The organism is Embleya sp. NPDC127516, from assembly GCF_044765325.1.
GTDB lineage: Bacteria > Actinomycetota > Actinomycetes > Streptomycetales > Streptomycetaceae > Embleya.
Map to the genome: position 1 here is coordinate 205,441 of NZ_JBIWJT010000006.1, position 25,969 is coordinate 231,409.

At 72.2% G+C, this 25,969-nt stretch carries 29 protein-coding genes; 14 read left to right on the forward strand and 15 right to left on the reverse strand.

Annotated elements, in window-relative coordinates:
* Window positions 1-61 precede the first annotated feature (61 nt).
* Entirely contained in the window at window positions 62-778 is a 717-nt protein-coding gene (locus ACIRL2_RS14005) for a hypothetical protein (RefSeq protein ID WP_395865479.1), read from the reverse strand.
* Between the two features lie 74 nt (window positions 779-852).
* Window positions 853-1,752: an NAD(P)-dependent oxidoreductase gene (locus ACIRL2_RS14010; RefSeq protein ID WP_395865481.1), complete on the reverse strand. Its 900-nt coding sequence runs from the start codon at window positions 1,750-1,752 to the stop codon at window positions 853-855.
* Window positions 1,753-1,907: 155 nt separating this feature from the next.
* On the opposite strand from ACIRL2_RS14010, the gene ACIRL2_RS14015 reads away from it, so the two are divergent.
* Entirely contained in the window at window positions 1,908-3,065 is a 1,158-nt protein-coding gene (locus ACIRL2_RS14015; protein WP_402232160.1) for a GlxA family transcriptional regulator, read from the forward strand.
* Window positions 3,066-3,173: 108 nt separating this feature from the next.
* The gene (locus ACIRL2_RS14020; protein WP_395865485.1) at window positions 3,174-3,569 is read left to right on the forward strand and encodes a nuclear transport factor 2 family protein; all 396 of its coding nucleotides are present in this window, start codon (window positions 3,174-3,176) and stop codon (window positions 3,567-3,569) included.
* Window positions 3,570-3,701: 132 nt separating this feature from the next.
* Here the strand turns inward: ACIRL2_RS14020 and ACIRL2_RS14025 are convergent, their stop codons facing one another.
* Window positions 3,702-4,589, reverse strand: a complete 888-nt coding sequence (locus ACIRL2_RS14025; RefSeq protein ID WP_395865487.1) for a spermidine synthase — start codon at window positions 4,587-4,589, stop codon at window positions 3,702-3,704.
* A 144-nt stretch (window positions 4,590-4,733) separates the two neighbouring features.
* Between ACIRL2_RS14025 and ACIRL2_RS14030 the strand changes: the two genes are divergently transcribed.
* Window positions 4,734-5,393 carry an MBL fold metallo-hydrolase gene (locus tag ACIRL2_RS14030; protein ID WP_395865489.1) on the forward strand — a complete coding sequence of 220 codons (660 nt, stop codon included), beginning with the start codon at window positions 4,734-4,736 and terminating at the stop codon, window positions 5,391-5,393.
* 54 nt (window positions 5,394-5,447) lie between these two features.
* Here ACIRL2_RS14030 and ACIRL2_RS14035 read toward each other — a convergent pair whose 3' ends face one another.
* A complete protein-coding gene (locus ACIRL2_RS14035; RefSeq protein ID WP_402232162.1) occupies window positions 5,448-6,104 on the reverse strand; it encodes an enoyl-CoA hydratase-related protein in 657 nt (218 codons plus the stop codon).
* A 6-nt stretch (window positions 6,105-6,110) separates the two neighbouring features.
* On the reverse strand, window positions 6,111-6,782 hold the full coding sequence (locus tag ACIRL2_RS14040) for a helix-turn-helix domain-containing protein (protein ID WP_395865493.1): 672 nt from the start codon (window positions 6,780-6,782) through the stop codon (window positions 6,111-6,113).
* Window positions 6,783-6,922: 140 nt separating this feature from the next.
* On the opposite strand from ACIRL2_RS14040, the gene ACIRL2_RS14045 reads away from it, so the two are divergent.
* A complete protein-coding gene (locus ACIRL2_RS14045) occupies window positions 6,923-8,032 on the forward strand; it encodes a hypothetical protein (RefSeq protein WP_395865495.1) in 1,110 nt (369 codons plus the stop codon).
* A 239-nt stretch (window positions 8,033-8,271) separates the two neighbouring features.
* Here the strand turns inward: ACIRL2_RS14045 and ACIRL2_RS14050 are convergent, their stop codons facing one another.
* Window positions 8,272-9,417, reverse strand: a complete 1,146-nt coding sequence (locus ACIRL2_RS14050; RefSeq protein WP_402232163.1) for a winged helix DNA-binding domain-containing protein — start codon at window positions 9,415-9,417, stop codon at window positions 8,272-8,274.
* 61 nt (window positions 9,418-9,478) lie between these two features.
* Between ACIRL2_RS14050 and ACIRL2_RS14055 the strand changes: the two genes are divergently transcribed.
* A complete protein-coding gene (locus ACIRL2_RS14055) occupies window positions 9,479-10,507 on the forward strand; it encodes a helix-turn-helix transcriptional regulator (RefSeq protein ID WP_395865499.1) in 1,029 nt (342 codons plus the stop codon).
* 113 nt (window positions 10,508-10,620) lie between these two features.
* On the opposite strand, the gene ACIRL2_RS14060 is transcribed toward ACIRL2_RS14055, so the two are convergent.
* Entirely contained in the window at window positions 10,621-10,980 is a 360-nt protein-coding gene (locus ACIRL2_RS14060) for an MmcQ/YjbR family DNA-binding protein (protein ID WP_395865501.1), read from the reverse strand.
* Between the two features lie 227 nt (window positions 10,981-11,207).
* Here ACIRL2_RS14060 and ACIRL2_RS14065 point away from each other — a divergent pair, with 227 nt between their 5' ends.
* The 3 genes from ACIRL2_RS14065 to ACIRL2_RS14075 all read left to right on the forward strand — a co-directional run bounded on the left by ACIRL2_RS14065 (window position 11,208) and on the right by ACIRL2_RS14075 (window position 14,362).
* The gene (locus ACIRL2_RS14065; RefSeq protein ID WP_395865503.1) at window positions 11,208-11,792 is read left to right on the forward strand and encodes a TetR/AcrR family transcriptional regulator; all 585 of its coding nucleotides are present in this window, start codon (window positions 11,208-11,210) and stop codon (window positions 11,790-11,792) included.
* Between the two features lie 150 nt (window positions 11,793-11,942).
* Window positions 11,943-13,523 carry an MFS transporter gene (locus tag ACIRL2_RS14070; RefSeq protein ID WP_402232166.1) on the forward strand — a complete coding sequence of 527 codons (1,581 nt, stop codon included), beginning with the start codon at window positions 11,943-11,945 and terminating at the stop codon, window positions 13,521-13,523.
* A gap of 77 nt (window positions 13,524-13,600) precedes the next feature.
* The gene (locus tag ACIRL2_RS14075; RefSeq protein ID WP_395865507.1) at window positions 13,601-14,362 is read left to right on the forward strand and encodes an SDR family NAD(P)-dependent oxidoreductase; all 762 of its coding nucleotides are present in this window, start codon (window positions 13,601-13,603) and stop codon (window positions 14,360-14,362) included.
* A gap of 296 nt (window positions 14,363-14,658) precedes the next feature.
* Here ACIRL2_RS14075 and ACIRL2_RS14080 read toward each other — a convergent pair whose 3' ends face one another.
* Window positions 14,659-15,276, reverse strand: a complete 618-nt coding sequence (locus tag ACIRL2_RS14080; protein ID WP_395865508.1) for a TetR family transcriptional regulator — start codon at window positions 15,274-15,276, stop codon at window positions 14,659-14,661.
* A gap of 112 nt (window positions 15,277-15,388) precedes the next feature.
* Between ACIRL2_RS14080 and ACIRL2_RS14085 the strand changes: the two genes are divergently transcribed.
* Window positions 15,389-16,324 (forward strand): zinc-binding dehydrogenase, encoded by a 936-nt coding sequence (locus ACIRL2_RS14085; RefSeq protein ID WP_402232168.1) that lies wholly within the window; start codon window positions 15,389-15,391, stop codon window positions 16,322-16,324.
* 128 nt (window positions 16,325-16,452) lie between these two features.
* Here ACIRL2_RS14085 and ACIRL2_RS14090 read toward each other — a convergent pair whose 3' ends face one another.
* Together ACIRL2_RS14090 and ACIRL2_RS14095 are read right to left on the reverse strand one after the other, a co-directional pair.
* Window positions 16,453-17,277: an alpha/beta fold hydrolase gene (locus ACIRL2_RS14090; protein ID WP_395865512.1), complete on the reverse strand. Its 825-nt coding sequence runs from the start codon at window positions 17,275-17,277 to the stop codon at window positions 16,453-16,455.
* A 329-nt stretch (window positions 17,278-17,606) separates the two neighbouring features.
* Window positions 17,607-18,326, reverse strand: coding sequence for an SDR family NAD(P)-dependent oxidoreductase (locus ACIRL2_RS14095; protein ID WP_402232170.1), 720 nt, complete (start codon window positions 18,324-18,326; stop codon window positions 17,607-17,609).
* A 68-nt stretch (window positions 18,327-18,394) separates the two neighbouring features.
* On the opposite strand from ACIRL2_RS14095, the gene ACIRL2_RS14100 reads away from it, so the two are divergent.
* Window positions 18,395-19,021, forward strand: a complete 627-nt coding sequence (locus tag ACIRL2_RS14100) for a MarR family winged helix-turn-helix transcriptional regulator (RefSeq protein WP_402232172.1) — start codon at window positions 18,395-18,397, stop codon at window positions 19,019-19,021.
* A 52-nt stretch (window positions 19,022-19,073) separates the two neighbouring features.
* Here the strand turns inward: ACIRL2_RS14100 and ACIRL2_RS14105 are convergent, their stop codons facing one another.
* Entirely contained in the window at window positions 19,074-20,063 is a 990-nt protein-coding gene (locus ACIRL2_RS14105) for a helix-turn-helix domain-containing protein (protein ID WP_402232174.1), read from the reverse strand.
* Window positions 20,064-20,202: 139 nt separating this feature from the next.
* On the opposite strand from ACIRL2_RS14105, the gene ACIRL2_RS14110 reads away from it, so the two are divergent.
* Window positions 20,203-20,748, forward strand: a complete 546-nt coding sequence (locus tag ACIRL2_RS14110; protein WP_402232176.1) for a VOC family protein — start codon at window positions 20,203-20,205, stop codon at window positions 20,746-20,748.
* 57 nt (window positions 20,749-20,805) lie between these two features.
* Here ACIRL2_RS14110 and ACIRL2_RS14115 read toward each other — a convergent pair whose 3' ends face one another.
* Both ACIRL2_RS14115 and ACIRL2_RS14120 read right to left on the reverse strand, forming a co-directional pair.
* On the reverse strand, window positions 20,806-21,213 hold the full coding sequence (locus ACIRL2_RS14115) for a VOC family protein (RefSeq protein WP_395865522.1): 408 nt from the start codon (window positions 21,211-21,213) through the stop codon (window positions 20,806-20,808).
* An 88-nt stretch (window positions 21,214-21,301) separates the two neighbouring features.
* A complete protein-coding gene (locus ACIRL2_RS14120; RefSeq protein ID WP_395865524.1) occupies window positions 21,302-21,835 on the reverse strand; it encodes a DUF6817 domain-containing protein in 534 nt (177 codons plus the stop codon).
* A gap of 225 nt (window positions 21,836-22,060) precedes the next feature.
* Between ACIRL2_RS14120 and ACIRL2_RS14125 the strand changes: the two genes are divergently transcribed.
* Window positions 22,061-22,645: a hypothetical protein gene (locus ACIRL2_RS14125; RefSeq protein ID WP_402232178.1), complete on the forward strand. Its 585-nt coding sequence runs from the start codon at window positions 22,061-22,063 to the stop codon at window positions 22,643-22,645.
* A gap of 135 nt (window positions 22,646-22,780) precedes the next feature.
* On the opposite strand, the gene ACIRL2_RS14130 is transcribed toward ACIRL2_RS14125, so the two are convergent.
* The gene (locus ACIRL2_RS14130) at window positions 22,781-23,998 is read right to left on the reverse strand and encodes a cytochrome P450 (protein ID WP_402232180.1); all 1,218 of its coding nucleotides are present in this window, start codon (window positions 23,996-23,998) and stop codon (window positions 22,781-22,783) included.
* 135 nt (window positions 23,999-24,133) lie between these two features.
* Here ACIRL2_RS14130 and ACIRL2_RS14135 point away from each other — a divergent pair, with 135 nt between their 5' ends.
* Together ACIRL2_RS14135 and ACIRL2_RS14140 are read left to right on the forward strand one after the other, a co-directional pair.
* Window positions 24,134-25,030 (forward strand): helix-turn-helix domain-containing protein, encoded by an 897-nt coding sequence (locus tag ACIRL2_RS14135; RefSeq protein WP_395865530.1) that lies wholly within the window; start codon window positions 24,134-24,136, stop codon window positions 25,028-25,030.
* An 18-nt stretch (window positions 25,031-25,048) separates the two neighbouring features.
* Window positions 25,049-25,543: a GNAT family N-acetyltransferase gene (locus ACIRL2_RS14140; protein ID WP_402232182.1), complete on the forward strand. Its 495-nt coding sequence runs from the start codon at window positions 25,049-25,051 to the stop codon at window positions 25,541-25,543.
* A gap of 71 nt (window positions 25,544-25,614) precedes the next feature.
* On the opposite strand, the gene ACIRL2_RS14145 is transcribed toward ACIRL2_RS14140, so the two are convergent.
* Window positions 25,615-25,959, reverse strand: a complete 345-nt coding sequence (locus ACIRL2_RS14145; protein WP_402232378.1) for a DUF397 domain-containing protein — start codon at window positions 25,957-25,959, stop codon at window positions 25,615-25,617.
* Window positions 25,960-25,969: the final 10 nt, after the last annotated feature.

Sequence of the window (25,969 nt, forward strand, 5' to 3'; positions counted from 1 at the left end):
TCGCCGAACCCGGGCCGCGGCTCGCCGAACCCGGCCGCGCTTCGGCGAACGCGCCCCTTCCTCAGCGCAGCGAGCCCTGCCACTGCCATTCGCCGGCCGGAACCCGCGGCCGGCCCGGCAGGTCGCCCCGACCCGTGCACCACGACAACACGTCCGCCGGGGCGTCACCCGTCCCCGTCGGCGCGTCCGGGAACAGCCGGGCGAGCGCCGGGGCGGCGAGTTCGTCCGGCGGCGACCAGACCTGGCCGAGCGCGCGGGTGATGTCGTACGTGTGCAGGAGCAGTTCGACCACGCCCATCGCGGCGAAACCGGTGCGATCCGAGTGGCCCCAGGGGTGCCAGGCGCGGACCTCGGGTGGGGTGTCGCGCACGGTCGAGGCGAGTACGGTGCCGGCGATCCCGAGGCCGTCCAGACACGCGTCGATCGGGGCCGCCGGGTCGAGCGACGCGAACAGCGTGATGTAGCGGTCCGTCGGCCGGGCGATCAGCAGGCCCGTATAGCCGACCAGGCCCAACGCGAGGTGGTCGAGCAGTTGCCGGCAGGACCGCTCGCCGTCGGCGGGTCGGCCCCAGGCGGGGTCGACGACCGCGGAGTGAACGCCCGCGGAGTGAACGACTGCCGGGTGATCGACTGCCGTGGAGGCGCCCGCGGCCGCGGTCCCACCGGTCTCCGCCGCGGCTCGGGCGAGGGTCGCCACGCAGACCTCGGTCGCTCGGGTAACCAACGCGGGCCAGTCGTGGGCGGTCGCCGCCGTCTCCGTCGTCGTGGCGCCTCGCACGATCGTCCCCGTTCCCGTCCCCATCCACATCCCCGTTCCCGTTCCCGCCCCTGTTGTCATCCCCGCTCCCGGGTTCACTTGCGGAGTTCCTCGACCAGCCGGGCGTAGCCGTCCGAGCCGTGGCCGGCCGCGATCGCGCGTCGGGTGTACGTGCGGTACAGCTCCGGGAGGGCGGTGTCGACGCCGCGTGCCCGGGCGGCGTGGACGAGGTGGTCCATCGTCGCCAGGTGCACGTCGAGCGTGGCGTCGTCGCCGGGGTAGGCGCCCGCGTCGACCTGTCCCGCGTACAGGTCGATGAATCCGGTCACGGCGTGGGCCAGCCAACGGTTCGCGATCGGCGTGAATTCCGCCGCGCCCACCCCGTCGGCGCCGACCACGGCCGAACCGTGCAGCCAACCCGTCAGCGTCGCCCACATCACGCCGAGCAGCGCGGTGTCGTACAGGCTCGCGACGCCGGCGTCCGGGCCCAGGTCGACCGGATCGCCGAGTGCGCGCAGGGTCGCGGCGTGCCGGGCGAACGCGGCCGGGTCGCCGCTGTAGAGCAGCATCGACTCGGGCGAGCCGATTCCGGGCGGCGTGGACATGATCGCGCCGTCGAGGTAGGCAACTCCCAGTTCAGCCGCCCACGAGGCGGTCGACCGGGCCTGTTCGGGCGAGCCCGAGCTGAGGTTGACCAGGGTGCGGCCGGCGAGCGCCGCCTCGTCGGCCTTCAGGATGGTGTGCGTGCTGTCGTAGTCCAGCACGCAGACCACGATCACCGGACTCGCGGCGATCGCCTCGGCCACGGTGTCGGCGCGCACCGCGCCACGGGCGACCAGGTCGTCGGCCTTCGCGGCGGAGCGGTTCCACACCGTGGTGGGATGGCCGGCCGCCCGGAACGCCTCGGCCAGGGCGGCGCCCATCGATCCCAGACCGATGACCGTCACGGCTTCGTGGTTCATCTTCGTCCCTCGTTCGTGCTCTGTGCGCGGCACGGGACACCCGTGCTCACGCGTCGTCGTTCCGTGCTTGGTCGGCCGTCCTCCCGGCCGAACGTGGACAACCCTCGCAGCGCCGAAACCGCGCCGACAGTGGCAGGAATGCCTATCGGCGCAAAATTCGCGCCATCGATGATCTAGGCTGTCCACCCATGAACGACCGAGCGGGGAACACGCGGGCGACGGGACCGGGATCGGTGGCCGTCGCGGTGATCGACGACGGCGACATCCCGCCGTGGGACATGTACGAACTCTCGATCGCCTGCGCGGTGTTCGGCACTCCCCAACCGGAACTCACGGACCGCTGGTACGACTTCCGCGTCTGCGTGGAACGGCCGACGGGCGGCGCAACCGGTCCGGACTGTGGACCCGACGCCGCTGCCGACTCGGGCCCCGGCCCCGGATCCGGCCTCGGCTCCGGATCCGGCCTCGGCTCCGGATCCGGCTCCGGTTCCGGCTTCGCGTTCGGCATCCGAACCCCCTACGGATGGGACGCGTTGGCCGGCGCGGACACGGTGATCGTGGCGGCAGTGCCGCAGGAGTGCGTCGACCACGACCTCGAACTGCCCGCCGATTTCCTGGCCGCCCTGCGCGCCGCGGCCGACGCCGGCGCGCGGATGGTCTCGCTGTGCACGGGCGCGTTCGCCCTGGCCGCCGCCGGCCTCCTGGACGGACGCCGGGCCACCGCGCACTGGGCGCACACCGAGGATCTGGCCCGCCGGTATCCGAACGTCACCGTCGACGACAGCGTCCTCTACGTCGACGACGGCACCGTGCTCACCAGCGCCGGCATGACCGCCGGCCTCGACCTGTGTCTGCATATCGTGCGCGCCGACCTGGGCGCCCACATCGCCAACCTGCTCGCCCGCCGCATGGTCGTCCAAGCCCATCGCCCGGGCGGCCAGGCGCAGTTCGTTGACCTGTCCATACCCGCCACCGACGACGAGGGCCTGGCCCCCGTGCTGGCCTGGGCCGGCGCCCACCTGGACCGCCCGCTCACCGTCGAGGACCTGGCCCGCCGCGCCCGGATGAGTCCGCGCACCTTCTTCCGCCGCCTCCAGGCCGCCACCGGCACCACCCCGCTGCAATGGCTGCTCACCCAGCGCCTGGCCCGCGCCCAATCCCTGCTGGAGACCACCGACCTCCCCATCGAGCAGATCGGCGAACGTTGCGGCCTGGGCACCGCCGCCAACCTCCGCCACCACTTCGCCACCCGGCTCGGCGTCTCCCCCGCCGACTACCGCCGCGCCTTCAACACACCCGCGCCCGCACCCGCGCCGATCCGGATCGGCACCGACTCCGCCGCCTGACGCCCGCCCCGCGCCGCGCCGCCGGCGGGTGGACCGGCGGCGTACGGAGTGACAGGGTGGAGAGGTCAGCCATCCATCCATGTTCGTGGCGGAAGGTGGCGAAACGCCATGGCTGAACACCCACACGCCGCCCTGGTTCGCCGGGGCTACCAGGCGTTCGCACAGGGTGACCTGGGCACTCTGCGCGCGATGATGACGACCGACTGTACGCACCACGTCCCCGGCGACCACATGTTGTCGGGCGACTTCAAGGGTGTGGACGCGGTGCTGGGCTACTACGAGCGACTCGCGACGGAGACCGGCGGCAGCTTCCGCGTCGAGCTGCGCCATCTGTTCGTCGACGGTCGCGGCCATGTGGTCTCGGTGCACCGGGCCACCGGCGAGCGAGCGGGCAGGCACCTCGACCAGATGGGCGGCATCGTCTTCCGCCTCGTCGGCGAGAAGATCACCGACCTCGACGAATGCGTCGAGGACATGACGGCGGCAGCCGACTTCTGGGCCTGACACCCGAATCCGGGCCGGACACCCGGCTTCCGGACCCGGCTCCGACTTCCGGGCCGACCCGGCCCGGCTCACCCCACGTGTGGCTCACCCGAACCGTGACCCACCCGGCCCTTGGCGCACCCGACCCATGGCTCACCCGATCCGGAACGTCCCCCCGGGCGGAGCCGGCGACGGAATCGCCGTCCTGTCCGTGACGGCCGCCCCGTCGCGGGAGAACACCCGGGCCTCGATCCCGGAGAGCACGCGCGCCGGTGTCTCGTCGCAGGCGGTACGCCGGGCCAACTGGCTCACCGGCAGCGCGACCGTGGATGCCACCACGACGAGGTTGCCGAACCGCCGCCCGCGCAGTACGCCCGGCTCGGCCATCAACGCCACCTGGGGGAACACCGCGCGCAGGGTGGCCACTTGGGCGCGTGCGAAGTCGAGGTCGCCGCCGTCGGCGATATTGGCCGCGTACGCGCCGCCGGGCCGCAACACCCGGGCCACCTCCGCGGCGAACTCCCGCGACGTCAGATGCGCGGGCACCTGCGCCCCGCCGAACACGTCGGCGATCACCAGGTCGGCCGAATCGTCGAGGCGCGCCGCCAACTCCTCCCGGGCGTCGCCGGTGCACACCTCTATCGCCGCGCCCGCCGGCAACGGCAGATGCTCCAGGACCAGCGCGATCAACTCCCCGTCGAGCTCGACGACGGTCTGCGTCGAACCCGGCCGGGTGGCCGCGACGTAGCGGGGCAGGGTCAGCCCACCGCCGCCCAGATGCAGCACGTCGAGCGGCTCGCCGGGTTCGGCCGCGAGATCCACCACATGGCCCAGGCGCCGCGTGTACTCGAATTCCAGGTGCTCGGGCCGGTCGAGATCCACGTACGACTGCGGCGAATCGTTGAGCGTCAGCAACCACGCGCGGGGCAGGTCGATGTCGGGCATCAGCAACGCCGCACCGAGATCCGTCGCCCGCCCCACCGGAATGGACTCGGTCGGTTCCTGCTGGTCGTCGTACATGAATCGATTGTCTCGCAGCATGGGCGCCCTCCCCGCCGCCGCTCCGGGGTCGACTTGGCATGATCGACCCGGGAAGCGGCAAGAGACGCGGGGAGCGTCGCCGGCGACGGCGACGCCCCGGCACCCGATCGGCCATCACCAAGCGCAACCCCCGGGAGAACAGGCATGCGGTTCACCAAGCTCGGCCACGCGTGTGTACGACTGACCACGGACGCGGCCACCGTCGTGATCGACCCCGGCGCCTTCAGCGAGCCCGACGCGATGGTGGGCGCGGACGCCGTACTGATCACCCACGAGCATGTGGACCACGTGGTCCCCGACACGCTCCGGGCCGCCGCGGCGGCGAACCCGGACCTGGAGATCTGGACCAACCCGGCCGTCGCCGCCCAGTTCCCCGACCTGGGCGGTCGGGTGCGCGCCGTGACGCACGGCGACACGTTCGAGATCGGCGGCGCGCAGGGTCTGTCCGTGCACGTGTACGGCGAGAAGCACGCCGTGATCCACCCGGACATCGCCGTCATCGACAACGTCGGCTTCCTGATCGACGGCCGCGTCTTCCACCCCGGCGACGCCTTCACCGTTCCGGAGGAGGCCACCCCCACCCTGCTCGTGCCGGCCGGCGCTCCCTGGCTCAAACTCGGCGACGCCGCCGACTACATCCGCGAAGTGGCCCCGGAGCAGGCGTTCCTGATCCACGACGGGCTGTACAACGACACCGGCCTGGCCCTGGCCGAACGCCTCCTGACCCAACTGGCCGGCTCCGACACCCGCCCCATCCACCACCCGCGCCCCGGCTACACCACCACGCTCGCCACGAGCGGGTGAGCCGCGGCTGCGCGGCGGAGCAGCCGCGCTCAGCCGGCCCCGCTCCCGTCGACGTCAGCGTGTCGTGAGGGCGGTCACCGCGGTCGCGTACATGGTCGACTTGATCGCGCCGAGTGTGGCGCGGTCCTTGCCCGCCAGGGGGCGTACGCGGGTCGAGGCCGCGGCGACCAGGGCCGCCTCCTCGGCCGTGTCGTCCACCAGGCCGATCTCCCGGGCCTCGACGCCGCCGAAGCGTCGGCCGGTGGTCATCGAGGCGACGGCCGCGGCGGGGGTCGTCTTGCCCTGGACGAGCGCGGCCATGCCGGGCGAGAAGGGGATGCGGATGTCGACCTCGGGGAAGCAGAAGTAGCCGCGGTCGGCCCGCATGATCCGGAAGTCGTGGGCGATCGCGAACATCGCCCCGGCGCCGAACGCGTGGCCGTTCACCGCGGCGATCGTGGGCACGGGCAGCGTGAGCACGCGGGCCAACAGGGCTTCCACGTCGGCGACGTACGGGCCGAACTCGTCGGCGTGTTCGGCCAACCAGTCCAGGTCGAGGCCGTTGGAGTAGAACTTGCCTCGTCCCGTGGTCACCAGCACCGCCGGTTCGGGGTGTTCGACGACGGTGTCGAGCAGGGCGTCGACGGTCTTCACCCAGTCCGGCGCGAAACGGTTCTCCCCGTCGCCGAGGTCCAGGACGAAGACGTGGTCCTCGTGGCGCAGTTCGGGCATGGTCGGTCATTCCTTTCCGGAACCCGTCGTCCGCCCGCCATGCGGCGGCAGCGGCGGCGGGAGGGTGAGGACCGCGCGGACCGCGGCCTCCAGTCGTGCGCGGCTGTCGGCGCCGATCCGGGGGCGGCCGTCGGTGCACGGCCCGGTCAGTTCCCGGCGGAACACGGCCGTCGGCAGGTCGACCACGCACAGCGTCACCACTTCGACGCTCGGCCCGTCGGCCCGCCCCCACAACGCCCGCGCCAGTCGGGTGAGCAGCGCCAGAACCCGCTTGTCCAGCGCGAACATCGCCTCGGCCGATTCCTGCGGCAGGTCGGGGCCGAGCAGCCGATCGCGGTGGACGCCCATGAGCATCCGAGCCGCCTCGGGTCGCCGGTCGGCGAACGCCGCCGGCGCGCTCGCCGCGGCCAGCACCGCTCGGACGCCGCCGTCCGGGTCGTCGAGGCGCACCGCGTCGACGAGTTCGACCTGAAAGTCCAGGAAGTCGCCCGCGGCGCGCAGCCACACGCGCCCGAGCAGGACCGGCAGCGACCCGAACGCGTGATAGATCGCCCCGTTGGACACCCCCGAGGCCGTCGCGAGCCCCCGCACGGTGAAGCGCTCCGGCCCGACGTCGGCCACCAACCGCTCGGCCGCGTCCAGCAGCAGATCGAGATCGTGAACCCGAGGACGAGGCATGCCGGAACAATAACAGAGCATCTGCTCCATAACAGCTCTCCGCCGCCCCACCGCCCTGCCGGACGGCACACCGTGATCTCATGGCGACAGGCTCGGAGAACGGAAGTCACGACACGGAAACCAAGACGGAGAGTCGGCCCGTGGCCCACGCCCCCTTACCCGCGACGCCACATGTCGACCCGGCCGAAGCCCTCCCGCCGGCGCGGCCGTACAGCGCCCGCGACCTGGACGAAACACGGCAACTGCGCGAGCACAACGCCCACATCGTCACGCTCGACACCCGCCACGGCGCCGGGGCCATCCTCGAATCGGCCGTGCGCTCGGCCCGATCGGCACTGCGCGCCACCCTGATCGGCCCGGCCTCCCGCGACCGGCTGGCCGCCGTGGCCGAGGCACAACAGGTGGCCGGGTGGCTGGCCTTCGACGCCGACCGGCAGGACCTGTCCCGCCGCCTGAGCACCGACGCCGTGCATACCGCGCGCCGCGCGGGCGACCGCTCCGCCGAACACTTCGCGCTGTCCCAACTCGCCATGCAGGCCATCCACCTGCGCCGCCCCGACCAGGCACTGGGCATCTGCGCGACCGTCCTGGCGGACGACCTGCCGCCCGGCGTACGGACCCTGTTCGTGATGCGCCGGGCACGGGCGCTCAACCAATACGGGGAGCACGCCAAGGCGCTCGACCTCATCCACGAGACCCACAGCCGACACCTGCAAGGCGCCGGTCCCCGCGATCCGGCCTGGGCCTGGTGGCTCGACACGGCCGAGATCACCTGGCACCACGCGATGATCCACGCCGACAACGGCCACTGGACCCGCGCGATCCCCCTGTTCGAACAGGCCGCCGCCGGACGCATCCCCGGCAGCCGCACCGCCCTCAACGACCACGCCTACCTGCTGCACGCCCTCGCCCGAACCCGCACCTGGCCCGAGGCCGCCACCCTCCTGCACTCCCGCATCCTCCCGGCCCACTCCACCATCGCCTCCCCCCGCATCACCCACCTCCTCACCCGAACCGCCCGTTCCCTCACCACCCCACCCCCGGCCCACGACCTCTCCCACACCCTGACCACCACCCTCGGCCTCACCCCCGCGCCCGCGCGCGCCGTCGGCCGCACTCGGCGCGACCCAAAGCCCGATCTCTCTCGCCTCCAGCGCCTGCGCCCGGTCCACCGGACCGTAGGTCCCGGGGAGCCGGCATTCGAAGCCGACGCCGGTGAGGGCCCACCACGCACGCACGTCGGCGGGTAGCTCCACGCCCGCCTCCCGCGCGAACGCGTCGAGAAGCTCGGCATCCGCGGCGGGCCGGGCCGGGGCTCTCCGAATATGGCTCTCGAGCCATGCGTCGATGCGATCCCACGATGTCCGAACGCCATGCTCGATCAAGGTCACGGCCCGCACCTTCGCAGAGGGTCCCGACAGCCGCGTGACGGGCGTGCCTTCGGGGGTCGGCGCCGGGGCGGACTCCGGGGTGGTGGGAGGGGTTCGGGTCAGACGACGCGGATGTCGTGGTTGTTGGGGGTGGTGAAGGTCATCAGGTCGGCGGCTTCCGTGGTGAGGGCGGACTCGGTGGCGGGGGTGAGGGGGCGGAAGGGTTGGATTTCGAGGGTGAGGGGTGGGCCCGCGGGGTTGGTCGTGGCGGCCGGGGAGCCGGGCGAGACCGGTTTGCCGGCTCGGGTGAGGCGCCACATGCCGGCGACGAAGCCGTCCACGAGGAAGGTCGCGCGGATGATGCCGTTGACGGTGAACAGGCGCTTGCGGTCCTCCTCGGACATGATCCGGGTGCGGTTGGCGTGGGAGAGCAGGATGTTGTCGAACTCGGGGAGGAACCGGACCGCGGCCGGGGTGTCTTCGGGTGGGAGCGGGGCGTCGGGAAGGTCGTAGAGGTCACGGCCGGACTCGTCCCGGTACACGAGCAGGCTCGGGCGCAGGCGGTCGACCACCTCGCGCAGCCCGCCGAGGCCGGACCAGGCCTGCATGTCGGCCACCGTGGCCGGGCCGAAGGCGGCCAGGTAGCGCAGCAGCATCGCGTCGGGTGTCGATGTCGTCGACAGCGGGCGGCCCAGCCAGTGTTCGGCGGTCGTACAGGCGGATTGGCCGCTGCGGCCCCACAGCGCGCGAGGCGGGACCTGGACCAGCGGCGCCTGGCTGCGCAGCGCGTGTGCGAGCGCCTTCGGGTTCTCGCCGGGGAACAGTTCGCCGAGCGCGAGGCCCAGTCCCTTCGCCGTCAGCGCTTGCTTTTCCATCAACTCGCGTCCAGCGGCCACGAGTTCGCGAACGTCGACGGTCGAGTCGCCGAGGCCGTGCAGGACGTTCCGGTACAGGTCCGCGTCGTAGATCGACTGCACGACGGGCCGCAGCGCGAGGCAGTCGTCGGCGGTCACCAGGTGCACCGTGCCGCGCATCAGGCCGAGCCGCACCACCCGGCGCTCGGTCAGCAGGTCGGCCAGTTCCGTCGGCCGGAAGTCGGCGAGCCGGGTCCACAGGCCGATGTACGGCGGGTGCGGCGCCTGCGCCTGCATGCCGACCAGGTGCGTGATCGCCGCCTCCGCCGAGATCGCGTGCCGCCGGGTCAACAATTGGCGTTCGAGCAGCACGCGGTTGAGCCGGCGGGTGCTGAGGGTGGTGATCTCCATGCGCCCAGACTAGGAGCGAATGCGGTCGGAAACTTGCCTCATTCGACGTCACCCTGAAGACATGGACTCGTTGGAGAGTACGACCCGCCTGCTTCGTCTGTTGTCCCTCCTGCAATCCCGACCCGAGCCGCACGAGCGCGCCGACGACCCCGATCGCACCGACCGACCCGACCCCGCCGGCCACTCCGAAGCACCCGTCTGGACCGGCCCCCGCCTCGCGGCCCGCCTCGGCGTCAGCCCGCGCACGCTGCGGCGCGATGTACGGCGACTGCGCGACGCGGGTTATCACGTCCGCACCGCGGGCTCGTCCGGCGGCTACCGACTCGACCCGGGCGGCCCGTTGCCGCCGCTGCTGGACCACGACGAGGCGGCCGCGATCGTCTCCGGCCTGCGTACCGCCGTCGGCGGCACCGTCGCCGGGATCGAGGCGACCTCGGCCCGGGCGCTGGCCAAGCTGGAACAGGCGCTGCCGACCGGCCTTCGACAGGACGTGGGCGCGCTCGACGCGGTCACCGTGGTGCTGCCGGTGGCCGGTGAGACGGTGGCGCCCGCCGACCTGAGCACGATCGCGACGGCGTGCCGGTCCGCCGAGACGCTGCGCTTCGACTACCGCACCCACGACGGCCGTGAGGGTGTGCGCAGCGCCCAGCCGCACCGGCTCGCCTGTACCGGACGTCGCTGGTACCTGCTGGCCTGGGACCTCGACCGGGACGACTGGCGGACCTATCGCGTGGACCGGATCCGGCTGCGCACGCCGAACGGCCCGCGGTTCGAGCCGCGTCCGCTTCCGGACGAGGACGTCGTCGCGTACATGTCGGCGGGCATCTCCACCCGCGCCTACCCGCACCGCGCGAGCGTGCTCCTGCGGGCCGCCCCGGAGGTCGCCGCGGCACGGATCGGCGCGACCGACGGTGTGCTGGCGGCGATCGACGCGAACACGTGCCGGTTGACCACGGGATCGTCCTCGATCGACACGTTGGCGTTCCGCCTCGTGCTCCTCGACCTGGACTTCACCGTCGAGAGCCCACCGGAACTCGTGTCCCGGATCGCCGAGTTGGGCCGACGCTGGACCCGGGCGGCGGCCGGCTGAGCGCCGAAACCCGGGACGGCCACAGGCCCGAGGTGCCCGGTCACCCGACGACGGCCGCAGGCCCGACGGGCTCCGGCCCCCGCCCGGAAACCCGCCCGAGCCCGCGGCTCGCCTCAGGAACCGACGCCCGGCTCACCGTGCTCCGCCGCAAGTCGCTTGGGCGCGGTGAGCCGCCACGCGTCCACCACCATCGCGCGCAGTTCGTCCTCGTCGTCCACCGCCGACAGGTGCACGCGGATCCAGTTGCCCGTGTCGTCGTGCCCGTCGCGCAGGAAGAACTTCTCCGGCTCGGCCCGGATCAGCTCGGCGCGCTCCTCGATCGGGCACTTCATGCCCATCGACGCGTCGTCCTCGCCCAGCCAGACGAAGATCTTGCCGGCGACCCGAAACGTGGGCATGCCCCACGCGAGCTTCTCGGTCGTCGAGGGCAACGCGAGCGCCAGTCGACGCACGTCGTCCGCGGTGGCTGCCATCGCCTTACCTCCATCAACCCGTTCCCCCGGCCCGCCCGCCGCCGAGGACGCCGACTGCCGCCCGGTCCGGGCGGGTCGGCCGTGCCCGCGACAGGGCCGACGGCACGCGACGGTCGCTCCGACGACCGACTCGCACCCTATGTAAACGACCCGACACCGGCCCGCCGAGCGCAAGAGGTGTCGCACTTTCTTGACCACTCGTTCTCGAATGTTCTAGAGTCGCCCTCGTGGCCAGGACCAAGGAATTCGATCCCGACGCCGCCTTGCAGGCCGCTCTCGAACTCTTTTGGGAGCGCGGCTACGAGGCGACCTCGATGGCGGACCTCGTGGCTCGCCTCGGCATCGCCCGAGCGAGCATCTACGCGACGTTCGGCAACAAACACGACCTCTACCTCGCGGCGCTCGACCGCTACCGCGAGAGCCGCAACCCGGAGCTGTTCGAGGAGTTGTCCCAGCCGGGCCCGGTACTGCCGGCCGTCCGGGCACTCGTCGAGCGGTTCGCCCGGCAGGCGTGCGAGGAGCCGACCCGGCTGCGCGGCTGTTTCCTCACCAACACCGCCGCCGAGCTGGCCGCGCACGACCCGCGCGCGGCGCGGATCGTCGAGCACGGCTGGAGTCAGATGGAGACCAATCTGACCGTCGCGCTCACCCGGGCCAGGGCGCAGGGCGAGCTGGGTCCGGATCGGGACCCGCAGGCCCTCGCCCGCTTCCTGCTGGTACTTCTGCAAGGAATGCGCGTGGTCGGCAAGGCCGGCCCCGACTCGCTGCGCCTGCGGGACGCGACGCAGCAGGCGTTCGCCCTGCTCACCTGAACAGCCCCCGAACGGCGCGGCACTCGTCGCACCACCGGACACGCACGCCTTGATTCCAGAACGATCGATCTGTAAAAGCTGACGGCGACGGGGGGTACCGGCATGACAGGTCTGACCGGAATGGCCGGAAGCAGAGGCACGGACAGGGAAATGGACACGGAAACGGCTACGAGAACGGCCCCGACCACGGGCCTCGGCTCAAAGAGCAACACGAGCACACTGGCCCCCGCCCCCGTCCCCTCCCCCGCCTCGGCCCCACGCGCCACCCTCGCCTTCGTCCTGCTCGGCACCGTGCAGGCCACGCTGATCTTCACCATCACCATCATCGGTGTGCCATTGCCCGACATCGGCCGGGAATTCGGCCTGGGGTCGGCCGATCTGGTGCTGGTCAGCGCCGCCTACGGGTTGCCGTTCAGCGGACTGCTGTTGTTCGGCGGTCGGCTCGCGGATCGGTACGGCGGGCGCCGGATGTTCACGACGGGCCTGGTCGTGTTCGGCCTCGCGTCCATGGTCGCCGCGTTCGCGCCGGGCTTCGCGGTGCTGGTCGCGGTGCGCTTCGGGCAGGGCCTGGGGGCGGCGTTGACCGCGCCGGCCGCGATGGCGGTGCTGCGCGCGGTGTACCCCGAACCGGGCGCGTATCGGCGGGCGATGGCGACCTGGGGCGGCCTGTCCGTACTGGGCGCCGCCGCCGGCAACCTGGCCTCGGGCGTGCTCACGACGTGGGTGTCCTGGCGCTGGATGTTCGTCGTACCGGTCGCCGTGGCCGTCCTGGGTCTGCTCCTGACGCCGCGTCTGCTGCCGGCCGGGCGCCCCCCGTTCGGCGAGGCCGCCGACGGGACGGCGGCCCCGTCCGGCCGTCGCCCCGGGCTCGACCCGATCGGCGCGATCCTGGCCACGGTCGGCATCACCGTCACCGGGTACGGCCTGACCGTGACCGGCGACCACTCGTGGGCGTCGGCGGCCGTACTCGTCCCGCTCGGCGTCGGCGTGAGCCTGCTCGTCGCGTTCCTGACAGTCGAGCGCCGGGTGACCGATCCGCTCCTGCCGCCGGGCTTCGTCGGCGATCCGCGTCGGATCCTGGGGCTGGTCGGGGTACTGCTCGCGGCGACCGGCACCGGCCTGATCAGCTTCCTGATCTCGCTCTACCTCCAGCAGGGACGGGACTGGTCGCCGCTCGCGACGGCAGGCGCGTTCGTACCGTTCACCCTCGCGCTGATCGCGACCGGTCGCGCCGCCGGCCCGCTGATCACCCGGTACGGCCCGGGCCGCGTCACCGTGCTGGGACTGCTGATCGGCGGCGCGGGCCTGCTCCTGCTCGCCCGCCTGGACGACCGCAGCCGTTACGCCCTCGACCTCCTCCCGGGCCTGGTCCTGCTCCCCGTCGGCGCCGCCCTGATCTTCGCCGGCACCGCCGTCCTGGCCACCAGGGATATACCCGTCCACCAGGCGGGCCTGGCCGGCGGCGTGCTGAACACCGCGATGGAACTGGGACCCACCGTCGGCCTGGCCGCGCTGATGTCGGTGGCCGCGACCCGCGGCGACGTGATCGTCGGCTACGCGTGGGCCTTCGGCACGGCCGGAGCGGTCTTCCTCGTGGCGGCCCTGGCGGCCCTCGCGGCCTTCCGCCCGGCCCGCGGCCGGGACCACGACCGGGCCCCCGACTGGAACCACGACCGGGCTCCCGACTGGGACCACGACCACATCCCGGAGCCCGACCCGCAACGCACCTGACCGGCGGAGCACCCGCACCCGTCGACTCCCCGACCCACTCACCACCCACACAACCCGCAAGACTCTGGAGACCCACCATGTCCGCACGTTTCACTGCCAAGACCGTCCTCGTCACCGGCGCCGGCTCGGGTGGCGGCCGGGAGGTCGCACTCGCCTTCGCCCGGGAGGGCGCCGCCGTCGTGGTCGCGGGCCGCGGTGCCGCGCCGCTGGCGGAGACCGTTCGCCTGATCGAGGCCGAAGGCGGCCGCGCCGCGGCCGTCACCGCCGACGTCACCGACTCGGCGAGCCTGGCCGCGCTCGTCGCCCGCACCGTCGAACTGTTCGGCGGCCTCGACGTCGCCGTCAACAACGCCGGTGTGATCCTGGGCATAGGCCCGCTCGGCGACGTCGACGAGGCGGACTTCCGGGCCGTCCTGGACGTCAACGTGACCGGCACCTGGTTGTCGATGAAGCACGAGATCGGCTACATGCGGGCCAACGGCGGCGGGGCAATCGTGAACATATCGTCCAACCTCGGTGCGCACTCCCGGCTGGCCAATGTCGGCGCGTACGTCACGTCCAAGGCCGCCGTCAGCGCGCTCACCCGCAACGCCGCGCTGGACCACATCGGTGACGGTATCCGGATCAACGCGGTCAGCCCGGGTCCGCTGGACACCACCATGTCGCTGCGTCCGGGTGAGACCGAGGCCGGCCGGGCGGACCGGATGAAGGTCGAGAACCCGTCCGGTCGGATCGGCACGCTGACCGAATTCGCGGCGGCCGTCCTGTACTTGGCCTCCGATGAGGCCGGATTCGCGGTCGGCACCGACCTCGTCCTCGACGGCGGCGCATCGGCCTGACCCAGTTCGCCCCCGCCCGCTCCGAGCTCCGGCCCGGCCGCCGTCCCACCGACCCGGCCGGGCCGCCTCGGCACGCTCCGGCACTGCGCTGCGCTCTGCACCCGCGATCGCGCGCGCCCACACGCGACCGTCCCCCTGCCCGCGCCCATGCCCGCGACCGTGCCCGCGCCGTGAAAATCTCCCGCGCTCCGGCCGTCGAAGACCCGAGAGCGCCACAGGGCCGAGGGAGACCGTACGCCCGAGACGCCACGCCGGCCATGCCGGCCACAAACCGTCCCCGCGGGCCGGGCGGCGCATCAGCCCGCCGCCGGCACCACCAGGTCCAGACTCGGCCGGATCGCCGCGAACGCCCGCTCCACATGCTCCGCCAAGCCCGGCCCCGCCCCCTGCTCGGTCCATGCGCGCTGCGCCCAGTGCCACGCCGCGATCATCGTGTCGAGCGACAGGTGCACCAGGATCCGGTCCGGCGCGGCCGGACCGAGCCGGTCGATGACCGTGTCGACGGCGGCGTCGCTGGTGTCCGCACAAAAGCGCAGGCTGTGCGCGTTCAGGGCGGGCGTCGCCTCGGCGATCCGTCGACTGGCCGTGAACCGGTCCGCCCAGTCGTCGGGCATGGTCGCCAGGGTGTCCGTCAAGGCGGCCTGGTGGATCGCCAGGAGAGACCCTCGCAACGGGCGTTCGGCCAGGTCGGCGAGATAGGCGGACCACAGTTCGCGCTCCGGGGCGAGCGCCACGTCCTCCTTGGACGCGTAGGTGCGAAAGAACGTGCGCTTGGAGACCTCCACCGCGCGCACGATCTCGTCGAGCGTGGTCGCGTCGAAGCCCTTCTCGGTGAACAGTTCCAGCGCGGCTTGGGCCAACGCCTGCCGCGTGCGCAGCTTCTTGCGTTCCCGGAGCGGCAGTTCGGTGGTCATGCGGGCCAGCCTACCTCGATTCGCCTATCGGCCGCTAAAGCCACTTGTACGCAAACGCCACTCAGTGGCACAGTAGGCGTCTCCCATCCACCTCCGCACAGGAGCCATCACCATGCGCGCCCTCGTCATCGACCACACCGCCCCCGGTCACCTCACCCTCGCCGACGTGCCGGACCCCGAGCCCGCACCGCACGAGGCGCTCGTGCGCGTGCGGGCGATCTCGCTCAACGCGGGCGAGGTCCACTTCACCGTGCCGTTGGGCGAGAACGGCACCGTGCCCGGCTGGGACGCGGCCGGCGTGGTCGAGCGCGCCGCCGCGGACGGTTCCGGGCCCGCGGCGGGAACGCCCGTGACCACGCTCGGAGACGGCGGCGCGTGGGCCGAACTGCGCGCGGTGCCGACGAGTCGGCTCGGTGTGCTGCCCGAGGGCATGCCCGCAGCGTTGGCCGCGCCGCTGCCCGTGGCGGCGCTCTCCGCGTTGCGGGCGCTGCGGCGGATCGGTCCGATCCTGGGTCGACGGATCCTGATCACCGGCGCGGGCGGCGGGGTGGGCCGGTTCGCGGTGCAACTGGCCGCGCTCGGCGGCGCCGAGGTGATCGCGGCCACCGGGAATCCGGCCCAGGCCGACGATCTGCGCGCGCTCGGCGCCGCCGAGGTGCTCACGGACGGGCTCCCGTACACGACCGCGCCGGTGTACGGCGTCCTGGACAACGTCGGAGGACCGCACCTGACCGCCGCGTACGACCTGCTGGCGAGTGGCGGAACGCTGGTCGCGCTCGGCCACGCGTCGGGAGTGGGCGAGGAGTTCGCGTTCGGCGCGCTGTTCGGGAACGAGGGTCGGCACAACCGCTCGCTGGTCACCTACTACCTGCTCGACGACATCGAGGGCATCGACGCCGATCTGGGTTGGCTCGCCGCCCGGACCGCGCGCGGCGACCTCGACCCGCAGATCTCCTGGCACGACTCCTGGACCAAGATCGCCGAAGCCGCCGAACTGCTCGCCGACCGCAGGCTCGGCGGCAAGGCGGTCCTCGACGTGACTTCCTGAGAGCCGGCGGCCCGGCCCGTGACTTCATGAGGGCCGGCCGGCCCCGTGACGACCGGCGACCCGACCCCGTGACCTCGTGAACACCGGCGGCCCGACCCCGTGACGTCGTGCGGCCCGGAGCCCGGCCCCTACTTGCGCTCGAGGATCGGGGCCAGGGCTTCGGCGGTCTCCTCCGGCCGCATCGCGTAACTCATGTGATCGCCCGGGAACTCGGTGACCGGCAGGTCCAGGCGCTCGGCGAGCAGCGCCGTGGTGCGGTAGAGCAGCGTCTGGACTCCCTCGGCTCCGACCGCCGTCACCAGTGGGGCGCCGCGCAGAGCGGTGAGGTCCGGTTCGAAGCGGCTGAACGCGCGCAGTTCGCAGGAGAAGTTGAACTCCACGTTGGCCTGCACGCGTTCGAGCAACTCCCGGATCGACGCCGGCATCTCCGCCGCGGGCTCGGGCGGGGCGGCCACCCCTAACAACGCGCAGAGTTCGTCCATCGCGGCCCTCGCACCGGCGGTCACGAACAGGTCGCACACGGCGTCGAACCTCGCGTGCCACTGCTTCGGTTCGGGCAACATGCCGAGCACGAGCGGCTCGTGGGCGACCAGCAGTTCGACGCGCTCGGGATGACGGGCGAGCAGGTCGAGCCCGATGGCGGCGCCGGTGCTGCTCCCGAAGATCGCCGCCGGTTCGGCGGTGAGCTCCCGAAGCAGCCGGAACGCGTCGTCCGTGTGCTGTTCGACCCGCAGCTCGACCCGCTGCTCCTCGGGCGGACCGGTGAGCCGGCTCCGGGAGTTGCCGCGTCGGTCGTAGGTGACGACCGTACGGCGGTCGGCGAAGCGATCGGCCAGCCCCGCGTACAGGGCGGTGTCACCGTTGCTGCCGTTGATCATCAGCAGGACCGGCCCGGAGCCGCGCACCTCGTAATAGAGGTCGGCTCCGGGAACGGCCAGGGTGCCGGAATTCATCAGATCTGCCTTCCGTACGAGAACCCCTTACAGACCAACGCTACGGATGCCACCGACGCCCCGTCCGGCGAACCGACTTTCCCACCCGGACCCGATCGCGGCCCGCTCCCGGCCGATTCCTCACCACACCGGGACCTGTCGAGGCTTGTGCCCAGAGCTCGTCCAGGCCCTCCATCTCGACGATCAGGCCGCCGTCGTCGATACTGCTTTCGCCATGCCGGCTCCTTGCGGGTGAGAGTGGCTCAAGGCTCGCCCGGCACGGTCGGGGCGCTCGGCGGGATCGCGGGCGCGGCACGTCGTCCGTCGCCCACGACCAAGGACCGCCGACTTCAACGGCTCTTGTACGCACCGCCGTTGACGTTCAACACCTGGCCCGTGACGTGCCTGGCGGCGGGTGAGGCGAGGAACGCGACGGCGCCCACGATGTCCGCGGGCGAGCCGGCCCGCCGGACCGACGTCGCGGCGACCAACCGGCCGCGCCGCTCGTCGGTGAGGTTGTCCCGGAAGAACTCGGTGTCCGCGATGTAGCCCGGGGACACCACGTTGGCGGTGATGTCGCGCGGGCCGAGGGCGTCCGCGAGGCCGACGTTCCAGGCGGCCAGTCCGGCCTTGGCCGCGCCGTAGGAGCCGGACCCGGTGTCGGCGGCGATCGAGCCGATGCCGATCACCGCGCCGCCGGCGGCCAACCGGTCCTCGACCGCCCGGGTGGTCAGCGCGGCGCCGACCAGATTCGCGTCCAGATTGGCCCGGAACGCCCGGGCGAAGCCGGCCAGGTCGTCGGTCGCGCCGTGGTCGAAGTCGGTGTTGCCGCCCGCGTTGTTGACCAGTACGTCGATGCGCTCGGGCAGTTCGGCCACCAGTCGGGTCAGCGCCTCGGGGTCGGTGTGGTCGCAGACCAGCGCCCGGGCGCCGGTCTCCTCGGCGGCGACGGCCAACGGTTCCGCCCGCCGACCGGTGATCGTCACGGCGTCCCCGAGTGCGGCGAAGTGCCGAGCGACCGCGAGCCCGATACCGGTGCCGCCACCGGTGACGAGGATGTTGCGTGCCATAGGATGACCTCCATGTCTTTCGTTTAGATCTAAATTCAGGTCTGAACGTAACACCCGAAGGAGGCCCGATGGCAACCGAGAATCCCGAGGACCTGCCCGACGCCCGCACCGAGGCGGGCGTGTCGGCGGGTACGGCGAGCGTCCGGGACGGCGACGAACGGGTCGGACACAGCGTCGAGGAGATCGCCGCCGCGTGGGAGCGGGAGCGGCCCGGGACGCCGGTGTCCTCGATCGGGATCGTCACGCCGATCTGGCGCCTGGCCAAGCTGCTCGGGGACGACCGGCGCCGGGTGCTGGCCCGGGCCGGGGTGGACACCGCGACGCTGGACCTGCTCAGCGTGCTGCGCCGCAGTGGGCCGCCGTACACGTTGGGCACCCGCGAACTCGGTCGACGCTCGCTGGTCACCGCGGGCGCCGTTTCGCAGCGGGTCGCCCGCGCCGAACGCGAGGGGCTGGTCGTGCGGCGGCCCGGGCCCGGTCGTGCCCGGTCGGTCGAGGTCGAACTGACCGAGACGGGGCACGCGTTGGTCGAGGCGACGGTGGATCGGGTGCTGACCCGCGAGGCCGCGCTGATCGACGGGCTCACCCCCGATCAGCAGACGCAGCTCGCGGGTCTGCTGGCGATCCTCTTCCGTGATGTACAGCACCGGCTGGGCGACGACCGGCTCAGCCAAGTGGGTGACGAGCACGCCTGACCGGACCGCGCCCTCGAACGCCGCCGCCCCGCGCGCGGCGCCGTGGATCCGCCTACCCCCGCGCCCCTGTCGCCGCCACGCGCGCTCCCGGAGTCGTCGACGCCGCGTCCACCGGTCGCGTATCGGTCGACCCTCCCGTCACGTACGCGATCGTCTCCACGTCCGCCGGCGTGCACACCAGCACCGTGGTCTCCGGAGCCTCCGCCGGCACCAGCAGCGACATCGCGAACCGCAACGGCACACCTCGCGGATCCCGAACTCGGCCCGCCCGGCCGCCGTCGACCGCGCCGGACCGCTCGGCCTCCGCGAGCGCGGGTACGCGACCCGCCGCCCGCGATCCGCCGTCGGCCCGCGCCGCAGGCCCCCACACCCGCACGGTCCGGGCCGCGAACACGCCCACCGCGCGGCAGTGCCACCACGCCGCCAGATCCGGGCGCGCGGTGCGCAGGTCCGCCGTGATCGCGCGGTCGCGTGCGTCGTCGGGGCGGGTGCGCAGGTGCCGGACCAGGTCGAGCGCGACCGTCTCCCGCTCGGGGAACCCCGGCTCGTACGCCGGATCGGTCAGCAGCATGAGCAGCAGGTTGCGGCGCTCGGTCGGCACCGTGCGCGGGTCGGGCCAGGTCGCCCGCCAGGCGTCGTTCCAGGCCAGTACGTCCAGCGCCCGGTCCAGCACCAGCGCCGGGGTGGCCGGCCAGCTCTCGACCATCGCTCGGAGGCCGTCGGCCGGGGTCGTGCTCGGGCCGGCCGGTACGTGGAAACCGGCGAGTTCCAGGACGTGCCGACGCGCGTCGGCGTCCAGGCGCAGCGTCCGCGACACCGCTTCGAGGACCTGGCGCGAGGTGTCCACCCGGCCCTGTTCGAGCCACGTGTACCAGGCCACCCCGACCCCCGACAGCGCCGCGACCTCCTCGCGGCGCAGGCCCGGTGTCCGGCGGCGCGGCGATCGGGGCAGTCCGACGGCTTCGGGGGTGAGCAGTTCGCGATGGGCGCGCAGGAACCCGCCCAACTCGCGCCGGCGATCCGGCTCGTCCTCGGTGGCCATCGGCCCAGCCTATGACCGTTGGTCACCGTATGAACCGGAGCCTGCCCCGACCGCGGCGACGCCGCGAGGGTGGTGGATGTACCGATGAACGCCGCCGGCGCCGATCGGCCCGGCACACAGCCAAGGGACCCCGATACCGATGACCACCGAACCGACGACCGGACCGACCACGGGACCGACGACCGGATCGGCTGCCGGACCGGCTGCCGAACAAACAACCGGACAGACGACCGGACCGACCACCGAACCCGACCCCGCCGCCGCCGCCGCCGACATCATGTGGCGCCGCAGCAACGACTCGTCCACGCTCGCCACGCCCCGCGCGTTCCTGCGGGTCTTCGTGGAACCCGGCGACCTGGAGCGGGCGACCACGTTCTACGAGGAGCTCCAGGGCGTCGAGCGCGACATGTGGTTCACCTTCCGGGAGTTCGGCATCGCGCTCTCGGCGGTCGGCGGCTTCCTGCTGATCGAGGGCGAGGCCGAGACGGTCGAGCGGTTCCGGTCCACCACCGGCACCCTGCTCGTTCCCGAACTGGCCCCCTACCTCGAACGCCTGACGGCGGCCGGCGCGGAGATCACCGAGCCGCCGCGCCGCGTACCCACCGGCGCGGGCCTCACCGCGCGGCACCCCGACGGCACGATCGTCGAGTACGTGGAACACCGCCCGACGCCGGAAGGTCGCTGAACCACACCGGGCCGTCCGGGATCCCCCGCACGTGGTCTCGGCATCCGGATCCCGGCGTCACACCACCGCGCCGGCCTGCGGATCGGTCGGATACACCGAGATCTCCACCAGGTTCCCGTCCGGATCCCGCACGTACACGCTGTCGATCGGCCCCAGCGCGCCCGTCCTCCGCACCGGCCCCTCCTCGATCGGCACTCCGGCGCGGAGCAGGTCGGCGGTGATCGCGGTGAGCGGGGGTTCGGCGACGAAGCACAGGTCCGCGCTGCCCGCGGTGGCGGCGCGGGCCTTCGGCTCGAACTCGGCGCCCGCCCGGTGCAGGTTGATCTTGCCCGCGCCGAACCGCAGAGCGTGTCTGTCGTCGCCGAACGTCACCGGCTTCATGCCGAGCACTCCGGCGTAGAAGTCGATCGTGGCGCCGATGTCGGCGACGGTCAGCACGAGATGGTCGAGCCGTTCGATACGCATGATTCTCCCTCGACACCGTTCGCCCGTCGGGCCGGCGACCCGACGCCGGACCGGCGGGCTCCCCATCACTACCATCCGGTCGCCGGTCCTACCGGCTGCCGGCCTTCGTGTTCGCGAGCACGCGTTCGCACTCGGCCCACGCGGGGGCGCTGAGCAGCGGGCGGAAGCCGGTGAGCAGGTCGAGGAGGGCCGCACCCCAGCGCGCGTGGGCCTGCGGGTCGATCTTGACGATATCCAGTTCGTTGGCCGCGGTGAGCTCGGCGAAGTCGCGGCGCTCGGCCTCGGTGGGCCGGTAGGTCCGGCCGGTGAATCGATCCCGGAAGGTGCCGTCGACGAGCGTGCCGTGGCTGGCGGCCCGGTCGCAACTGGCGTAGAAGTACACGATGCGCTCGGCGTCCACGCCGATCCGGCCGGCGAGTTCGGCCCGGCGGTCGAGCGGGAGCAGCGCGGTCGCGAAGCCGTCGGTGCCGTAGAACGCGTGGCACTGGCCGGCGCTGCGCAGTTCGGGGCGGGCGCCCCAGGTCTCCAGCAGCGCCTCGACCCGGCTCAGATGGGCGAGCAGGGTTCCGCCGGGATGTTCGATGCGGTCCCCACCGAGCATGCGGATGTAGTCGACGATCATGTGCCACCCCTTGCCATGTAATGGGTCGGCGCCGATGGTTCGGTGGCCGCCCGATGACCTCGGGTTCACGATAGCGCTGACGGACCGTCAGATCCCAGGGGCTCCGGAATACACCTTGCGAGGTGTTCGGGTTCGGCCCGACGATCACAATGCGGGGAATGACGGCATGGTCGTCCGCTTTGTGGATAGCGTCGAGGTCTGCTGCGAACGAGTACGGAGAGCACCGTGGGACCGGATCAATTCTGTCTGGTGTTGTTGCGACGCATGAGCGATTACCAACCCGACCTGGTCGCCGACGCCGTCCGCGAGTTGGAGTTCACCCGCACGCGGATGCGCGAGGTCAACGCGCAATGGCAGCGCATGGTGCGCTCCCGCTCGGTCGGCGGCTCGGGCCGCGCGTACCGGGCCGCGCTCGGCGAACCGGCCGGCCGGGCCGAGCGCAGGATCGGGGATCTCACCGCCGACGCCCAGTGGTGGGTGTTGCCACTGTGGCCGGGGCTGCGTTTCGAGGTGCTCACCGGCCCCGACGGGCGGGTCTGGCAGGAATGGCTGGTCAGAGCCGATCCCGCCGGCATTCCGCCCGTCGAGACGGTGGCCGACCTGCGGCCGTGGGAGTTCGTGATCGGCGACGTCGCCCTCGCGTTCCCGCAACTGCGCCATGTGGAGGGATCGGCGCCGAGTCGGTGGGGGAGCTTGATCACCGAGGGTGCGGCGACCTACCGCCTGGACTTCGTCTGGGGCCTCCTCCAAAACGTCACCCGCCTCGACGCGGCAACCGACCCGACAACCCCGGCCGAGCAGGCGGTTTAGGTAGTCGGCGGACTACCTCGTCGTGTCGGCGGCCGTCGTCACGACGAACGCTCTCCCCGGCGGGGCCGGGGAGGTCGCGGCGCCGGTCGGGTGGGACGGGGTACCGACCGCCGCCGTCCGGGGCCCGCGCGCGCCTCAGCGGTCGAAGCGCACCCGTAGCGACTCCGGGCCGCGGAGCGCGGTGCCGAGCAGGCCCCGGATTCGGGTCGGCTCGGCGAGTCGCATCGTCGGCAGGCGTTGCAGCAGCACCTTGAGCGCGGCCCGGATCTCGGCGAGCGCCAGCCAGGTGCCCAGGCACACGTGCGGACCGTCGCCGAAGGCGAGCGTCGGCCGGACCCGACGGCCGATGTCGAACACGTCGGGGTCCGGGTAGTGCGCCGGGTCCCGGTTCGCCGCCGTGATCGCGAAGATCAGCGGTGTCTCCGCCGGTATGTCCAGTCCCAGACCCTGCCAGTCGCGGACCGGCGCGGGGCAGATCCGGGGCAGCAGTCCCACCGGCGGCTCCCAGCGCAGCGACTCCTCGACCGCCCACTCCAGTTCCGTGTCCGGGTCGGCCAGCACGCGGGCCAACTGCTCGGGGTGGGTGAGCAGTGCGTACAGGGCGTTGCCCAGGGCCAGGTAGGTGGTGTCGGCACCGGCCGGGAAGAGCAGCCGCAGGAAGGACAGGATCTCCTCGTCGGTGAGCCGGCGGCCCTCGGCCTCGGTGCCGGCCAGCGTCGAGAGCAGGTCGTCGCCCGGGTCGATCCGGCGGCGCGCGACGATCGGCGTGACGTACTCGGTGAACTCGCGCGACGCGCGCTCGGCCGCGTCCGGCGCCATCGGGAAGTGGAACAGGTCGACGGCCCAGCGGCGGAAACGTTCCTCGTCGTCGACCGGCAGCCCGAGCAGCCGGGTGATCACCTGGACCGGGTAGCCGTGCGTGAACTCGGTGACCAGGTCGGCCTCTCCACGCGCCTCGAAGCGGTCGACGAGTTCATGCGCCAGGGGTTCCAGGATCGCCTCGACCTGGTCGGTGACGATCTTGCGGCGGAAGGCCGGCACCACGAGCTTGCGGTTGATCCGGTGCTCGGCGCCGCGCATGCACTGGATGGTGTGCCCGAGCACGGGTTCGGTGGTCGCGGAGTAGATCGCGGCCGCGGGGAACGACTCCTCGTCCTTGAACGCCGCACTCACCAGATCGTGGGTCAGGAACATCACCGCGCGCGTCCCCAGAAACGGCACGAGCGCGTACGGCTTCCGCGCCCGAGCCGCCGCGATCAACTCGTGCGGGTTCGGAATGTCGTCGAAGGCGAAGTCGTATCCCTCGATGTCGAAGGGCGCGTCCAAGTCACGCACCACGGGCACATCGCTCATCCGGACTCCCCGGTCAGCCCTCGGCGTCGCATCGCAACCACCTGTCGTCGATGAGTGGTTGACGAATATTCGTCGCCGAAGTGACGTATATTCATTGACTCTAGGCATGACGTCGAGCGCGGACAAGAGGTCCTCATGGTTGCTTCGCCACCCACCGATCGGGTCGTGGCCGTCGTCGAGTTGATCGCCGCCGCCGCGCCGGTCGGGTTGAGCGTGTCGGAGGTGGCCGCGCGCCTGGACCTGAACCGGTCCACCGCGACCGCCGTGCTTGCCGCCTTGGAGTCGCCGGGGTGGGTGCAGCGTGGGGCCGATCGCCTCTACACGCTGGGGCCGGGTCTGCTGGCGGTCGCCGACGCGGTACACGCGCGGGTTCGGCCGCCGGACGATGCGGCGGAGGTGTTGGCGGGGCTCGCGGAACGGGTCGGCTGCGGGGCGGCGTTGTCCCTGGTCGGTACGGACCACGTGGTCTTCCTCGTGGTGGAGCCGGGTCCGGGACTGGTGCCGGCGGGGATCGAGGTGGGCACCCGGCTTCCGCTGCGACCACCCGCGGGCGCGTCGGTGATGCCGTGGCGGCCGGCTGCCGAACGGGCCGCGTGGCTCGCCCACGCACCGGAGTTGGCGCCGGCCCTGGACACGATCCGCTCCCACGGGGTCGCCGCGTGGCGCCCACGCACCGACTCGACGGAACTGCTGGCCGTCCTGCGGGACGTGGTGGGCCTCCTGGACGAACACCCGGGCCGAACCGCCCTCCGCGCACGCGTCCGCACCCAACTCGCCTCGATCAGCGCCCACCCGTACACGGACGCCGACCTGACCTCGGACGAACCCCTCCCCCTGAGCTACCTGGCCGCCCCCGTCCGCGACCCCCGGGGCCGCCCAACGCACGAGCTGCAAATCGGGCCCCTACGCAATGCCGTAGGCCCGACGGAGCGCCATACATACATCACGGAGCTACGCGCGACAGCGGCCCACCTCTCCACGATGGCCCACCCCCGGCACGTCGACGCCTCGGACTCGGGCCCACGCCGTTGAACGCTCGGTGACACTGCCATGATCCTCGTCATGGGTATCCGCATCACACCGGCCGAGGTGGGCGACTACCACCGGGTCCTGGCCGACCACCCCCGCTATTGGGGCAAACGCGATCTCCGATCGCTGCATCTACTCGCACTGGTACAGGAGTTCGGTGCGACCTGCCTGGTCGCCCGAGCCGAGGACGGTATCCGTGGGTACGTCTTCGGGTTCGTCACCCCGGAGGGCACCGGGTACGTGCACCTGATCGCCACGCGAGACGATGCTCGCGGAAGCGGTCTCGGACGTCGTCTGTATGCGGCGTTCGCCGAAGCGGCGGAACGTCAGGGTGCACGGCGGTTGAAGGCGATCACGTCGGTCGGGAACACCGGCTCGATCGCCTTCCATCGCAGCCTCGGCTTCGAAGCGAGGATCGTCGACGACTACAACGGCCCCGACCAGCCGATGGCCGTCTTCCACCGAGACCTGCCGTTCGACGCCTCGCCTTCCCAACCGACCGGCACTCGCTCGTAATTGCGCTCCGGGCCGTCACGGCTTGGGCCCTGAGGCATGTGCTCGCAGCAACTACCCGCGCCCGGGGATGCCTATGCGCGAAGGGCTGCGGTCAGGGCCACCCAGGAGGACGCGCCGACAACGAGGCACCCGACACTCGGGTCCTTCGAGTCACGGACCGGGACGACCGCAAAGCCCGGCGCGACCTCTACGCAGTCCCCTTGGTTGGCACTGTGGGTGCTCTTCCGCCACGCATAAGGCGTACTTGTCGCGTCGCGCCCGTCGGTGTGATTCAACTCAGGTCCTTCACGATGCGTGCAATGAAGTCGCAAGGATCGTAGACGGCTACAACGGCCCCGGCCAGGCCCGCCCACGCAAAACGCTCGACCGGGTAACCCCAGCCGAGCGCCTGCGTCTCTCGCAGCCCGATCAACCACGTGTTGCAAC

Bases quoted from the DNA above. Each gene is read 5' to 3' on its own strand.
- ACIRL2_RS14015 (WP_402232160.1), top strand. From the start codon at position 1,908: ATGAACGACCGAGCGGGGAACACGCGGGCGACGGGACCGGGATCGGTG.
- ACIRL2_RS14020 (WP_395865485.1), top strand. From the start codon at position 3,174: ATGGCTGAACACCCACACGCCGCCCTGGTTCGCCGGGGCTACCAGGCG.
- ACIRL2_RS14025 (WP_395865487.1), bottom strand. From the start codon at position 4,589: ATGCTGCGAGACAATCGATTCATGTACGACGACCAGCAGGAACCGACC.
- ACIRL2_RS14030 (WP_395865489.1), top strand. From the start codon at position 4,734: ATGCGGTTCACCAAGCTCGGCCACGCGTGTGTACGACTGACCACGGAC.
- ACIRL2_RS14035 (WP_402232162.1), bottom strand. From the start codon at position 6,104: ATGCCCGAACTGCGCCACGAGGACCACGTCTTCGTCCTGGACCTCGGC.
- ACIRL2_RS14040 (WP_395865493.1), bottom strand. From the start codon at position 6,782: ATGCCTCGTCCTCGGGTTCACGATCTCGATCTGCTGCTGGACGCGGCC.
- ACIRL2_RS14050 (WP_402232163.1), bottom strand. From the start codon at position 9,417: ATGGAGATCACCACCCTCAGCACCCGCCGGCTCAACCGCGTGCTGCTC.
- ACIRL2_RS14055 (WP_395865499.1), top strand. From the start codon at position 9,479: ATGGACTCGTTGGAGAGTACGACCCGCCTGCTTCGTCTGTTGTCCCTC.
- ACIRL2_RS14060 (WP_395865501.1), bottom strand. From the start codon at position 10,980: ATGGCAGCCACCGCGGACGACGTGCGTCGACTGGCGCTCGCGTTGCCC.
- ACIRL2_RS14070 (WP_402232166.1), top strand. From the start codon at position 11,943: ATGGACACGGAAACGGCTACGAGAACGGCCCCGACCACGGGCCTCGGC.
- ACIRL2_RS14075 (WP_395865507.1), top strand. From the start codon at position 13,601: ATGTCCGCACGTTTCACTGCCAAGACCGTCCTCGTCACCGGCGCCGGC.
- ACIRL2_RS14080 (WP_395865508.1), bottom strand. From the start codon at position 15,276: ATGACCACCGAACTGCCGCTCCGGGAACGCAAGAAGCTGCGCACGCGG.
- ACIRL2_RS14085 (WP_402232168.1), top strand. From the start codon at position 15,389: ATGCGCGCCCTCGTCATCGACCACACCGCCCCCGGTCACCTCACCCTC.
- ACIRL2_RS14090 (WP_395865512.1), bottom strand. From the start codon at position 17,277: ATGAATTCCGGCACCCTGGCCGTTCCCGGAGCCGACCTCTATTACGAG.
- ACIRL2_RS14095 (WP_402232170.1), bottom strand. From the start codon at position 18,326: ATGGCACGCAACATCCTCGTCACCGGTGGCGGCACCGGTATCGGGCTC.
- ACIRL2_RS14100 (WP_402232172.1), top strand. From the start codon at position 18,395: ATGGCAACCGAGAATCCCGAGGACCTGCCCGACGCCCGCACCGAGGCG.
- ACIRL2_RS14105 (WP_402232174.1), bottom strand. From the start codon at position 20,063: ATGGCCACCGAGGACGAGCCGGATCGCCGGCGCGAGTTGGGCGGGTTC.
- ACIRL2_RS14110 (WP_402232176.1), top strand. From the start codon at position 20,203: ATGACCACCGAACCGACGACCGGACCGACCACGGGACCGACGACCGGA.
- ACIRL2_RS14115 (WP_395865522.1), bottom strand. From the start codon at position 21,213: ATGCGTATCGAACGGCTCGACCATCTCGTGCTGACCGTCGCCGACATC.
- ACIRL2_RS14120 (WP_395865524.1), bottom strand. From the start codon at position 21,835: ATGATCGTCGACTACATCCGCATGCTCGGTGGGGACCGCATCGAACAT.
- ACIRL2_RS14130 (WP_402232180.1), bottom strand. From the start codon at position 23,998: ATGAGCGATGTGCCCGTGGTGCGTGACTTGGACGCGCCCTTCGACATC.
- ACIRL2_RS14135 (WP_395865530.1), top strand. From the start codon at position 24,134: ATGGTTGCTTCGCCACCCACCGATCGGGTCGTGGCCGTCGTCGAGTTG.
- ACIRL2_RS14140 (WP_402232182.1), top strand. From the start codon at position 25,049: ATGATCCTCGTCATGGGTATCCGCATCACACCGGCCGAGGTGGGCGAC.